The organism is Pseudoalteromonas sp. MMG013 (assembly GCF_018100885.1).
GTDB classification, from domain to species: domain Bacteria; phylum Pseudomonadota; class Gammaproteobacteria; order Enterobacterales; family Alteromonadaceae; genus Pseudoalteromonas; species Pseudoalteromonas aurantia.
Window position 1 is genome coordinate 44731 of sequence record NZ_JAGJEE010000009.1, and the last position, 13870, is coordinate 58600.

The 13870-nt window shown below is 39.0% G+C and carries 6 protein-coding genes and 1 pseudogene; all 7 read left to right on the forward strand.

All coding sequences use genetic code 11. From position 1 onward, the window contains the following. Positions 1-23 precede the first annotated feature (23 nt). The 7 genes and pseudogenes from J8L98_RS10880 to J8L98_RS10910 all read left to right on the forward strand — a co-directional run bounded on the left by J8L98_RS10880 (position 24) and on the right by J8L98_RS10910 (position 13870). The gene (locus tag J8L98_RS10880; protein ID WP_210996427.1) at positions 24-1841 is read left to right on the forward strand and encodes a non-ribosomal peptide synthetase; all 1818 of its coding nucleotides are present in this window, start codon (positions 24-26) and stop codon (positions 1839-1841) included. Next, the gene (locus tag J8L98_RS10885; RefSeq protein WP_210996428.1) at positions 1838-5977 is read left to right on the forward strand and encodes a non-ribosomal peptide synthetase; all 4140 of its coding nucleotides are present in this window, start codon (positions 1838-1840) and stop codon (positions 5975-5977) included. The genes J8L98_RS10880 and J8L98_RS10885 overlap by 4 nt, the downstream gene beginning before the upstream one ends. A gap of 349 nt (positions 5978-6326) precedes the next feature. Continuing rightward, positions 6327-7394 (forward strand): annotated as a pseudogene (locus J8L98_RS10890) (IS3 family transposase). 1031 nt (positions 7395-8425) lie between these two features. Then, on the forward strand, positions 8426-9670 hold the full coding sequence (locus J8L98_RS10895; RefSeq protein WP_210996429.1) for an HlyD family efflux transporter periplasmic adaptor subunit: 1245 nt from the start codon (positions 8426-8428) through the stop codon (positions 9668-9670). Positions 9671-9766: 96 nt separating this feature from the next. Then, the gene (locus tag J8L98_RS10900; RefSeq protein ID WP_210996430.1) at positions 9767-10465 is read left to right on the forward strand and encodes an ABC transporter ATP-binding protein; all 699 of its coding nucleotides are present in this window, start codon (positions 9767-9769) and stop codon (positions 10463-10465) included. Positions 10466-10469: 4 nt separating this feature from the next. Then, a complete protein-coding gene (locus tag J8L98_RS10905; protein WP_210996431.1) occupies positions 10470-12887 on the forward strand; it encodes an ABC transporter permease in 2418 nt (805 codons plus the stop codon). A 26-nt stretch (positions 12888-12913) separates the two neighbouring features. After that, a complete protein-coding gene (locus J8L98_RS10910) occupies positions 12914-13870 on the forward strand; it encodes a sulfotransferase domain-containing protein (RefSeq protein WP_210996432.1) in 957 nt (318 codons plus the stop codon).

Here is a 13870-nt window from a genome sequence, read left to right on the forward strand (position 1 = left end):
GTAGAATGCATGGTGCCTTATCTATGAGTAACGTTTGTGATTTATTCAACAAAAGTGTTGAACAAGCACCTGAACAAGTATGCCTAGTGTATCAGGGGCGTAACTATCGATACTCAGAGATCGCTGCCTGGTCGAGTGATATTGCTTCGTCCATTAGTGCTGCAAATATAGATAGAGGTCAGGTTATCGCTGTTATCATGGATCGTTCACCAGAGATGGTCAGTTGTATTTGGGGGGTTTTAAAGGCCGGCTGCGTATATTTGCCGATTGAGCCTTCGCTACCTTTAGATAGACAACAGTACATGATACAAAATGCTGGTTGTAACTATATTTTAGCTCAGCACGAGTACCGCTCGTCTTATCAAACAGGGTTTAATGTCGCGCAAATAGATGAACAAAAGGTTGTGCTATTGCAAAGAATAGCAAAGCTGGCGAAGGTACATAACCCTGATTGCGATCTTGCCTATATTATGTATACCTCAGGGACAACGGGTAAGCCAAAAGGCGTTATGATTGATAATTCCGCCTTGTATAACTATGTCATCGGCATGCAAGATGTTCACCCAATAACCTTTGGGAGCAGCGTATTACTCAAAACACCATTCAACTTTGATGTTTCTATTCGAGAGCTAATTTGGACGTTGTGTTATGGTGCGAGCCTCATTATTGCAGAGCCTGAGGGCCATAAAGATCCGGTCTACATCAGTTACGTTTTGGCCAAGTACCAAATCAATATCGTACATTTTGTTCCTTCTATGTTGCAGGTGTATTTGCAGCATGAAGGAACAGGCTTTTCGAAGAGTGTGGAGTGTGTAATTTGTAGTGGTGAAGCGCTACAGATTAATCATGTGGAACGTTTTTATCAATGTGTGCCAGATACGCGATTGTTGAATATGTATGGCCCCACAGAGGCAACAGTGGAAGTCACATCCTTTGATTGTAAAAACTTGACCGATCATCGCAGTGTCCCCATCGGTCAGCCCATTGGTAATGTCGCAATTCATATTCTTGATGACAGCCTAAAGGCCTGTGAGGTGGAACAAGCCGGTGATTTATATATTAGTGGTAATAGTTTGTCGGTAGGATACTTAGGTAATCAAGAGCAGACTGGGGAAAAGTTCTTCTCTTTGATGTGTGACAACGGCGAGCAAACCATTTTATACAAAACGGGCGACATCGCCAGATATTTACAAGATGGTAATATTGAATATCTTGGTCGACAAGATGAACAAGTGAATATAAGAGGCTATCGCATAGAATTAACGGAGGTACAATCTGTTATTAACAGTCATAAGGACGTCGATGATTCTGTGATTGCACTAAATATTCAGCATGATTCACATGAGCAAATCGCAGCTTATGTAAAGGTCAAGTATGATGCAAAGGTGAGCGAGGATGAATTGCTTACTTTTCTAAAGGCATATCTACCAGATTATATGGTTCCATCATCAATGACATTTCTTGATGATTTCCCGCTTACGGAAAATGGTAAGGTAGATAAAAAAGCTCTACCTAAACCTGTAATAAGATTCAGTGCACATATATTAAAAGCGCATAGTAAAACGCAAAAAACCCTAGAGGAACTTTGGCAAAATAACCTAAATATTGCTAGAGAGCTCTCTTTAAATGATAATTATATGAATTTAGGTGGGGATTCAATTTCTCTTATTTACCTTATAAAAGAAATAAATAAAGCATTTAATATAGACCTATTATTTCAAGATATTGTCAGTGCAGGGTCTTTAGCGGCACACAGTGAGCTTGTTGATCTGAAACTGTCCAATCCAATTGAGTCAGATAAACCATCAAATGATACTGGTACAGAGGTTGTGTATATATGAATTTATTTAAAATGCTAATAGACTTCAAGGAAAGAGGTTTTATTATTGATGCTGGTGAAGACAAACTATCCATAAAGGTAACTAAAGGCCCTTTACTTCCACTGGATAAGGAAGCGCTGAAAAGTGAAAAGTTGAATATAATAAATTTATATAAATTCTTAAATATAAATTCAAACGCTCAACTGGCACCAGCTAGCTTTTCACAACAGAGGTTATGGTTTATCAATCAACTTGAAGGCGATAGTAGCAACTATAATATTATTGATGGGTTTTCTATTAACTTTGCTGTTAATACAGAGGCATTTGCATATGCTTTTAATAAGCTGATTGAAAGACATGAGATTCTGAGAACGTGCTATGAAGAGTCAGACGGTGATATTTACCAAATAATAAAAAGAACATGCTCCGCTAAAATAACCATTCATGATTTTACACAGTATGAACGAGCGGTCTCAAATAACAAAGCTGAAGCTGTAATTTTAAAAAATAATGACTATGTTTTTGATTTGAAAAATGGCCCAATCTTAACAGTAGATTTGTGCCTAATCAGTAGCACGCAAAGTTATGTAGTCGCAAATATACATCATATTGCATCTGATGGTTGGTCTCAAAATATATTCAGAAAAGAGATTATAGCTTTGTACGAGGAGTATATTAGCGGAGATACAAATACATTACCCACTCTGTCTTTACAGTTTTCTGATTATGCACATTGGGAAAGAAAGTTTTTATCTGGAGATAACCTTTCAAAGCACCTTAATTATTGGACGAACAAGCTAGATGGTGTTCCACCATTACACAGTTTGCCCTTAGACAGACCAAGGGCGAGCGTACAAAGTTTCGCTGGGTGTTTATATGATTTAACCATACCGACGCAGCTTATATCGAGGTTATCGAAAATTTGTAGCGATAACAATGCCTCGACTTTTATGGCGCTATCCGGCGTATTTTCATATTTACTTGGCCGTTTGAGTCACGAAAATGATATTGTCTTCGCAACGCCAATTGCTAACCGAGAGCAAACGGAAACCGCATCGCTGATAGGTTTTTTTGTTAATACCTTAGTGCTGCGTTTTGACTTGTCAGATGTGAAAAATTTTACTGATTTGCTCAAGCTGGCCAAAGATGTGTGCATAGGGGCTTATAGCCATCAACAAATGCCGTTGGATGAAATAATTCAGCATCTTAACGCACCCAGATCGCTTAGTTATTCACCAGTATTTCAAATTATGTTTTCCACACATAATATTGATAATCCAAGTGAGAAAATATCCAATAACGATACTCAGGGCCCTAAATTAAGTATAACTAAGTCAAAATTTGATTTATCCGTTTCATGTATCATTGATAAAGAGAATTATCACTTTTCTTGGTGTTACAACTCATCACTTTTTGACGAATCGACAATCGCTCTGATGGCCCGTTGCTATGTTAATTTGTTAGAACAAATCACCAATAACCCACATAAAAATCTGTCTGAACTACACCTAGTAGAAGATAAAACCTCTCAACAACCTGCTCAGACAGGTGATGACATGTCTTTGAATGGGCATCCAAAAGTACACGAATTATTACGTCAACAGGCAATCATGCAGCCAGAAAAAGTGGCAGTGATAACACCTAGATGTGAAATTACGTATGAAGAATTGAACAAAAAGGTTAATCAATTTGTTCATTACCTCGTATCTTTAGGCGTAAAACAAGGCGATAGAGTTGTTTTATGCTTGGCTGAGAATGAACAGTTGGTTATCGCCATTTTCGCGATATTAAAAATTGGTGCTTGCTATGTATCACTCAATAAAACCACTACTCAGGCGCGTCTAGACTTAATTGTTGAGGACTTGCAACCACGCCTATTAATCAGTGATATGTTTGCTGCAGAGCAACCATCAGGAGTAAACTGTCAAGTAATGGATGTTCGTGAGCATCGCTTACATGAAGTTATGTCACGCCAGCTAGAATGTGAATTAGATATGCAGGTGGGTGGTGACAACCTTGCTTACATCTCTTACACATCGGGTTCTACAGGAAAGCCTAAAGGGGTTATGGTTACACATGATAATCTACTTGCATACTTAACTGCTGCATCGAATGTGTATGAAGTCAATGATCATGACAGAGTTTTGCAATTTTCATCGGTGTCGTTTGATATTTTTGTAGAAGAACTATTCTGTTCATTGTGTTTTGGTGGAACGCTTGTTTTTGAAGACAAACAAGCAATCATGAATATAGAGCAGTTTGCAAAAGTCGTGCGTGACAAACAGGTTTCTATTTTAAGTTTACCTACCGCGTTTTTTCATGTGATGTGTGCTCATGTTTCAGCGTTAGATAGTGATGATTTTAAGACATTAAGATTACTTATCGTAGGTGGTGAAAAACTATCGGCAAAATTGAGCAAAACTTGGTTATCCTTCAATCAAGAAGCTAAGTTGCTCAATACTTATGGACCCACAGAAACAACGGTTATCGCAAGTGCTTATAATTTAAGTAATAGCGCACCATTATCAAATATCCCGATAGGCAAGCCGATTAAAGGGGTACAGTGCCACATATTAGATCAATATGGTCATGTATGTCCCGACGGAATTAAGGGGGAGCTGTACATCTTGGGTGACACTGTGGCAAAAGGGTATTGGAACAATCAGAAGCTTACCGATGAGGCATTTGTAACCTTGCCTTTCTCAAATAGAAAAAAGGCTTATAAAACGGGGGATATCGTACGTCGTTTAGCGTGTGGAAATTTGGAGTTCATTGGCAGAAACGATGCGCAGGTCAAGGTAAGAGGTTTTCGGATCGAGTTGGGAGAGATTGAAGCACAATTAACACAACTGGAATGGATTGACTCAGCACTTGTTATGACAAAAAACTTGGCAGGAGAGTCGCAGCTCATAGGGTATGTAAAGTCACATCAGCCACTTGATGCTCAAGGGAAATTGGAGTTGTTGGACAAAGTTAAGGCTGCATTGACTGATAAATTGCCAGATTACATGATACCTAGGGCCTTAATTGTTGTTGAAGAATGGCCGTTGACAGCTAATGGAAAGGTAGATAAAAGAGCTTTGCCAGATACCGACGAAACTTTAATTGCACAGCTATACCGAGCACCTATTACTGAGCAGGAACTTCGTTTAGCCGCTATTTGGTCTGATTTACTTAAAGTGCCCGTTACAGCAATAAGTACCGCAGCGAGCTTTTTTGAATTAGGTGGGCATTCGTTGTTAGTATTGGCATTGATTGTTCGGTTGAAAGCTGAATATGGAGCCAAGATCACTGTTGCAGATGTATTTCGCTACCAGACGCTCGAACAAATGGTGACATTTTTGAGCGGAGGCAACAATGGTCATGCCGAGCATTATCAGGCGGTGATCCCATACAAAAATGATGAAGGAAATAGAGTACTTGTTTTGATCCATGGTGTGGATGGAGATGCGTTACCGCTTATGGATATCGCGGCTCATTCCATGTATTGGGATAAGGTGTTTATTATTCAAAACTTGGGAATGGTTCATGAATCGGTTGCTCAACAGAGCCAGTATTACGCAAATGCACTTTTAGAACATTTTGACGTTACATCAGCACAGCTATTGGTGTGTGGTTGGTCAATGGGAGGCTGTATTGCGTATTTAGTAAAGGAGCAGCTAGAACACATGTCAACAGGGCCCGTGTTATTGAGTATGCTCGACAGTTATCTGCCTCAACAGGTCAGTGCTCAAGTTAGTTGGCAGGCCCTTCTGTTACAATTTGCTCAATCTATGGGAGTGGTGATAGAGCAGGCTCAATTGCAAGATGCTGCACAGTTATCTGAGGAACAGGCGCTTGGTGCTTTGTTTACTCTAGCAAAAAGAGCACAAGATGATTGGAGTATAGGTGAGTCTGACTGGTTGATGCGTTGGAAATCATTCAAGGGAAACAGTGAGAATTTTTCACAGTGTCAATTGCAAGCGGGTGTTGAAAAAGCACTTCTCATTACGGCTAACAATCATGCTCATGTCTCTTCGGCGGATGGTTGGCAAAGTTATATCAATATACTCAGTATTAAACAGCTCGAGAGCGCGGATCATTATACGATGGTGGGCGCAGAGCATGCCAAACTAATCACGGTTTATTTACAAGAGTATATGTTGGAAAACTTTTAGTAACCACTAGAGGGCATGCGCATTGCGTGCCCTCTATAGCAGAGCGTGTTTTTATAAAAATAAAGAACACATCATACATTAAATATAAAGCGCACTCTTTATATTGCAAAGGTGTCATTTATATCTTATCTGTTCAATAATGAACTGGGTAATACTGTTTACATATTTACCAAATATAGGAATGATTAACTTGACGGATTTCGTTGTTCGTAGGCTGGATAAGTTGTCGAATTTCGAGGTGTTTGCTGTTATAAAATGAATAAAGAAGTGGTCAATATGTAACTCCCCCAAAAAATGAAACAGTTCATAAGTAGAATTTTCCATTAACTAAAATAGGAAAATTCTACTTATGAGAAAAAGCAAGTTCACCGAAACTCAAATTGTCAGTATGATCAAAGAAGCTGAGACGGGTATTCCTGTACCTGAAATTTGCCGTAAACAAGGTATCGGTCAAAGTACATTTTACAAATAGCGCTCAAAGTATGGTGGTATGGAAGCGTCTGATGTTAAACGCCTCAAAGAGCTTGAAGAAGAAAACCGTAAGCTAAAAGATCTGTTTGCAACGCTTAGCCTAAAGTACTCGATGCTTGAGCATATCATCGCAAAAAAGCTGTAAAAACAAGTAGGCGTAGAGCTTGGGTAGAGCATTTAAGAGCTCAATTTAACGTCAGCGTCGCATTTGCTTGTGAAGTGGCAGGGCTAAGCCGCTCAGCTTTTTATTACAAACATAAACGGCCGTTAGATGATGAAGTTATCGACGCATTACTTGCGCTGGTAGAGCGCCATCAAAGGTGGGGGCTGCCTAAGCTATTCAAAAGGCTTCGCAATAAGGGTAAGCCTTGGAACAAAAAGCGTGTTGAACGCGTTTACAACATGCTAAAACTAAACTTGAGACGTAAGGGAAAGCGCCGTGTTCCAACAAGAACACCTGAACCATTAAGTGCACCGACACAATATAATGAATCGTGGTTAATGGGTTTTATGAATGACGCATTAAGCTATGGCCATCGCTTTAGAATATTAAATGTACTATCGACAAGCATTAGCGATTGAAGTTGATACCAGTTTAACAGCTGATAGAGTGATTAGGACACTAAAACACATCATTGCTTGGCACGGTAAACCAAAGCAAATTAGAGTAGATAATGGCCCAGAATTTACCTCAACAGCGCTTGAAGCTCGGGCTATGAAAAACAACATCAAGCTTGAGTTTATAAAACCTGGCAGCCCTTATCAAAACGGTTTTGTGGAAAGATTTAACCGAAGTTATCGTGAAGAGGTGCTAGATTTATACTTGTTTGAGTCACTTCAAGAAATACGAGAAATCACTGATGAATGGTTAGATATTTATAATTATGAGCGACCCCATGATTCACTGGGTGATATGACACCAATTGGTTACCTTGAGGCTGCATAAAATTCTATGAAAGATTTGTGCTAAATTGGGTGGAGTTACAAATAAAGTCATCTTTTTTTTACGTTATCACCTGACTGACATAGAATATCTATGCGACGCAGTTTCTGCCTTGGAAAAATACCTGAATGACTGCTGCAAAACACACAGCAAAGATCAAAACGTCCTAATTAAAGTAAATATATTATCTAATACGTATAATTCAATAGTATTTTAAGCTGATATCAGAAACGACAGAGAAAGAATAGTGATTTGAACGACTACGACCACCGTGTTTTTCGATATTTTGTCTGAGACGTCGCTATCACTTAGCCAAATATTGATATTACCGCGTTGAACTAAAGCACGATTATACTGTGACCAATTCTTAATTTTCTTCATCATTTTAAATCATGGCTTAAGGTATTTAATGACCTTGTCGCACCAAGCAAAAGGAGTGCAATAATTTAGGAAACAACACCATATTGACCGGGTAAAACAGCTTTGTGATCAAGAGTGGTTTAATTTGGAATGTTAAATATTTTAATTGCTATTATTCAAGCGGCTATACGAAACTCAAGATTCTCTAAGTATTTGATCTTGAGTTGTTATGAAAGGAATTGAATACGTGTTATATGATATAAGGGATACACTGTTTTTATTAAAGCTTTGTGGTATGATTCAGTTAACTAGGTATCTAACTTGTGAAAAAAGTTGCATTTTAGTGTTTTTTTATCTTGCCAGATTTGATAGATTAAGGAAAATTTCAACTATTTACAATGGGTTAAGCTTTATGGAATGATGCTTAAACTACGCCAAAGAATTTGATGCAAAAGCTGTAATGTGGGTTTCAATATAACATAACTCCTGTGTTGTGTGCTCGAAATTCCCCCATATTTTTTGTAAGTGTTGATTCCGTTTGCGAATTTGATACGTTCGACCTACCTAAAAGCTTGCTAAGTATTTCTAATGCGAAGTACCAATTGTTTTAGTGTTTATTTATAGTCGGCTTTATTTTTTATTACGTAACCCGAAATTGACTGGATTTGAGTTGTATGGACAGAAAAATTTTAACTAAAAAACCAAAAAAGAAACTATTAATATCAGCGGCAGTGTTGTTAGTTGGTATATGGGGCTATGTGAAAATAGCAAATACCTCTGTTAGTTCCTTTAAAGTGGATTCATCAAGAATTAGTTATGCTCAAGCCTCTCAAGGGCAGTTTACAGAATCGTTACCAATTTATGGATTAGTTGCGCCAGTTAAGTCTGTTTTTTTAGACACAGTACAAGGTGGCGTTATTGATGAAATTTTGATCGAGGAAGGCACCATGGTAGGTGCCGGACAGCCGATCTTAAAATTCAAGAATACATCTTTTGAACTACAAGTGTTTTCTCAAGAAGCCCGAATAAGTGAGCAGCTTGATATTAATGCGAATACACGTTTATCTCTTGAACAAAACCGCCTAGACATTCATCGAAAGCTCAACAACATTGAACTGGATGTAAAGCTCAAGAAACGTGAAATAGAACGAACTAAGCCTCTGATGGAAAAGGGCTATATTGCAGAAAATCATTACCTTAATTTGCTCGATAAGTATGACCAGCTAATTAAGTCGTTGGAGCTGAACCGTGAAGCTGAAACACAAGATGAGGAAATTCGTATTCGTAAATTTTCTCAGCTGGCAGAAAGCGAAAAACGCCTCAACAGTCATTTAGAAGTCATTCGTGAAAGCCTAGAGCAATTGGTTGTTAAGGCTCCTATCGCAGGACAGATCACCTCTTTACCTATAGAAATTGGTGAACTAAAAAAGGTCGGAGATAGACTCGGACAGATTGATGTGATGGATGGGTACAAAGTCTCTGCTTTTGTAGACTCATTTTATTTATCTCGCGTAGAAAAGGGGCAGACGGCTTATTTTGTCGCAGATGGTGTGCAAAAGAAATTGACTGTTAAAAAGGTATATTCAGAGATCAACGATGGACAGTTCCAAGTAGATCTGGATTTTGTTGATACCGCCCCTGAGCACTTTGTTCGTGGCCAAAATATCAATCTAGAGCTGATCTTAAGTGAACCACAACAAGCTGTCATGATAGATAACGGTGGCTTTTTCCAAGACACCGGTGGGGATTGGGTATTTGTTGTGGATCCCAATGGGAATACTGCCACAAAAAGGCCTGTAAAACTGGGTAAACGTAACAACAAAAAGATAGTTGTGTTGGAAGGGATTGAATTAGGTGAAAGAATAATTGTTTCATCATACTCAGATTTTACTGATGTTGATCAGTTAGTTATAAATTAATTTCAAAACCTTGACTGACTTAATATATTCGTTAGCGGGCGAAGGAATGACATTGCCCGTTTAAAAGTTTTTATTAGAGAATTTGCAGGAAAAACAATGATAAACATAGAGAGCATGGTTAAAAGCTATCAAACAGAAGATATTGAAACTGTCGCGCTAGACAATATTGATTTGACGGTTGAACAAGGTGAGTTCTTGGCCATCATGGGTCCTTCAGGTTGTGGTAAATCTACCCTGTTGAATATATTAGGCCTGCTGGATAATCCAACCTCTGGTATTTATAACTTTTTTGGTCAAGACGTTACCAATATGAAGGAAAAAGAGTTATCAGTTATCCGCAAGCATAATGTTGGTTTTATTTTCCAAGAATTTAATCTAATCGGCGAGTTGACAGTTTTTGAAAACGTTGAGTTAGCATTGCTTTATCACGGTTTTTCTGTGAAAGAACGAAAGGAACGTGTACTGGATATTCTTAAGAAAGTTTCAATAGATCATAGAGTTAACCATTATCCTAAAAAGCTCTCTGGCGGTCAGCAACAACGTGTTGCCATTGCGCGCGCTTTGGTGAGCAACCCTAAACTTGTGGTAGCGGATGAGCCAACTGGTAATTTAGATAGTAAGCTAGGTCGAGAAGTTATGGAGCTATTACAAGACTTAAATCGTCGAGGTACGACATTAATAATGGTGACACACTCTGAAGAGCATTCGGGTTATGCAACTAGAACCGTATCGTTGCTTGATGGCAAAATCGTAGAGCATGCTAGCTGTGAAATGAACACAAAAGAGGCTTGCTAATAAGATGTTTTATAATTACTTGATAATCGCATTACGTCGCCTCAAGTCCGATAAACTTTTTACCTCGGTCAATTTGTTAGGATTGGGTGTAGGTCTACTTTGCTTCTTAATGACCCTACTCTACATTTTGGATGAAGTTAGCTACGATGCATTTTGGAAGCAGGGTGACAATATCTATCGTGTTGAAACGACTGTTAGACGCAATGGTGGGGCTGACAATATTCAATACTCACGCAGTTTTGCCCCTTTAACGCCGTTAGCAGAAGTTAATATGCAAGGTAGTGTGGCGATTGCTCGTTTACAGCCAATGCAGTTTCTTGCTGCTTACAATGTAAACCGATTCTATCAGGACGTTTCATTTATAGATCCGAGTTTCTTTGAAGTTTTCGATCTCAACTTTATTCAAGGTTCACGTGAGAATGCGTTAAACACACCATATAAAGTCGTGTTAACCGAATCAACAGCCAAAAAGTATTTTGGCCAAGAAAGTGCCCTAGATAAAATAATAACGCTGGATGGAAAGCACAAACTTCAAGTGACAGGGGTTGTTCAAGATGCGCCAGATAATACTCACCTAAATTTGGGTATGTTGGCGAGTATTGACTCGCTACCGCGTATGTATGATGAGCGGATATTGAGAAACTGGAACTTTCCAACTGTTTTCACTTACGTGGCACTAGCGCAAGGGCAGAACCCTGAACCTTGGCATGTACAATTAACAGAATTGGCTAATAAGAATGTTCCAGAACGCATTCAGGGCACTATTGAGATCGGTTTGATGCCAGTTTCTGAGATTCACTTAAGAGATAATGAATTGGGCGGTTTTAATACTATCCATGTGCTAGGTGTTGTTAGTGCTCTTGTGTTGCTAATGGCCTGTATTAACACTATTAATCTTGCTACTGCGAAAGGTGCAGAGCGAGATCGAGAAACGGGTATACGTAAAGCTTTAGGGGGCACAAGAATACAGTTGTTTAACCAATTTATGGTTGAATCATATTTACTGGTTATTGGCGCGACCATTTTAGCTCTGTTCTTTTGTGACCTTTTACTACCTTGGTTTAACCAGATAACAGGTAAAAGCTTGTCCTTCACGGTGCTCTTTGAAGCGCAATTTTTAATCGGATTGCTACTGCTGGTATTGGTCGCAGGCTTTATGGCTGGTGCTTACCCTGCTGCTGTGATGTCTAGCTATAAGCCAGTTGATATTTTCAAAGGGAGTATGGGTTATGGACAAGGCTCTTTTAGCATGCGCATGCTTTTATTACTGTTCCAATTCATTGTTGCAATCGCTATTACCATAGGTACTTACTTTATTTATCAACAGATGAATCACATCAAAAACATGGATTTGGGCTTCTCAGATGAAAATGTTGTGGTACTGAAAAATATTGGTTGGACTGATATTAAACCTAACTATTCGGTGCTGCAAAAAGAGTTGGTAAAACACCCTAATATCGAGCATGTATCAGGCTCAATTACGGTACCAGGTAGAGAGTTTGATAGAGTGGGTGCATTTCATGCTGAAGGTACGCCCTCTGAAAACGGGATTAGTTTGAATCGTATGGCAACGGATTTTGGATTTTTCCAGACGTATGATGTTGACTTGGTAGCTGGACGAATGTTCTCGAAAGAGTATGGGTCTGATGAAGTTGGGTCAAATCAATCAACGTCAGGTAAAGCAACTTATAGTGCTATTTTAAATGAGACTGCCGTGAGAAAGTTTGGTTGGAATGATGCTGAAGATGCGTTAGGCAAAAGACTGATTTCATCAGATAAGAAATGGGGCTTTGATATTCGTGTAGTTGGTGTTGTTGAGGACTTCCACATACTGACTGGGCACGGCGCCATTAACCCGTATGTGTTTATTATTAGCACAGGTGCGGTGAATTATGCTTCAGTGAAAATTAATGGTGGTGAATTGTCTGATGTATTGAGTTACATAGACAATACATGGAACCAAATCATTCCTCAGTACCCTATCGTTCGCTCTTTCTTAGATGATGACATTGATAGAGCATTTATACAGTGGGAAAGAAATGGTCAATTGATGGCGGCTCTGTCACTTATTGCCATCGGTATCGCTGCTGTTGGCTCATTTGGTATGGCTGCGTTTAGCACTAAAAATAGAAACAAAGAGATCAGTATGCGTAAGGTTGTTGGCGCTACTTCTTTTGACTTGATCAGGCTGCTGGTGTGGGACCTAAGTAAACCGCTCATGCTGGCCAATGTTTTGGCTTGGCCTCTTGTTTATATTGTAATACGTGACTGGCTTAATAATTTTGCTTATAGAATTGATATAAGTTTGCCCGTTTTCTTCCTCGTTGGTGTAGGTTCATTGATATTTTGTTGGTTGACCGTTAGCTATCATACTTTGAAAGTTGCGAGAACAAGCCCAGCTATGACGTTCAAACACTTATAGATGCAAATAGCTAAGGCTAAACAGACATGCTGAACCCTGATACAAAAAAAATCAAAGCAATAGAGCAAGGTGTTGTTATCGATCAAGCGATGCTTACTGCCAAAAATAAAACGGTTAGAACTTGGTATTCCCTAAGAAGACAGTTTTTACCTTTCTACTTTTTGGCTCCACCAAAGTGGCGCTTGAAGCTTCGAGCAGCATCTAAACAGGAGAGAATGCAGGCCAACTTCTCTCTATTAGGTGCTGTCAGAAGTGGTACAACTTCACTATCTGAATATATTATTCAGCACCCTTGTGTCGCTCTACCACTGACAAAGGAAGTGAAAATAGGTGGACTGTTTAGCAAGCGCCTCGTTGAGGCGCAACTTCCCACAGTTTCACAACAACGTAAAATAGAAGATAAGTATGGGAAGGCAATTACTGGTTATTGTACACCCTCAATGCCGCATATGTTGTTGCCCTACTTGCTCAAATCTTTGAATAAGAATATGAAAGTATTCGTGATGTTGCGTGATCCTGTGGATAGGGCATTTGCCCACTGGCGTTGGGATCAGGAAATATCTCATAGGTTTTTCCAAGACCCTCTTTTTGAACATGTTCCGAACTTCTCCACTTTGATTGAATTGGAAATGCAGGGCATGTTAAATCACGCCAATACACAAACAGTACAGATAAGTGGCGTAGGTGGAGGTTATTTACAGCATAGTAATTACCTCCCTTTTGTGGTCAAGCTTATCGAAACTTTTGGTCGTGAAAATATCATGTTTATTAATTCTTCTGATTTCTTCGAAGATCCCCTCAAAGTCGTTAATGACATATATCAAGTGTTGGAATTACCTGAATATATACCTCAGGTAGTGTCAATTAAAAACGCTGGAAGAAAAGCAAACCTGGACCCGGAAGTTGAGGAAAAGTTAAGAAATTTCTTTCAACCTATCAATGAAAAACTTTTTGATTTAATAGGTGAGAAATACGATTGGTAA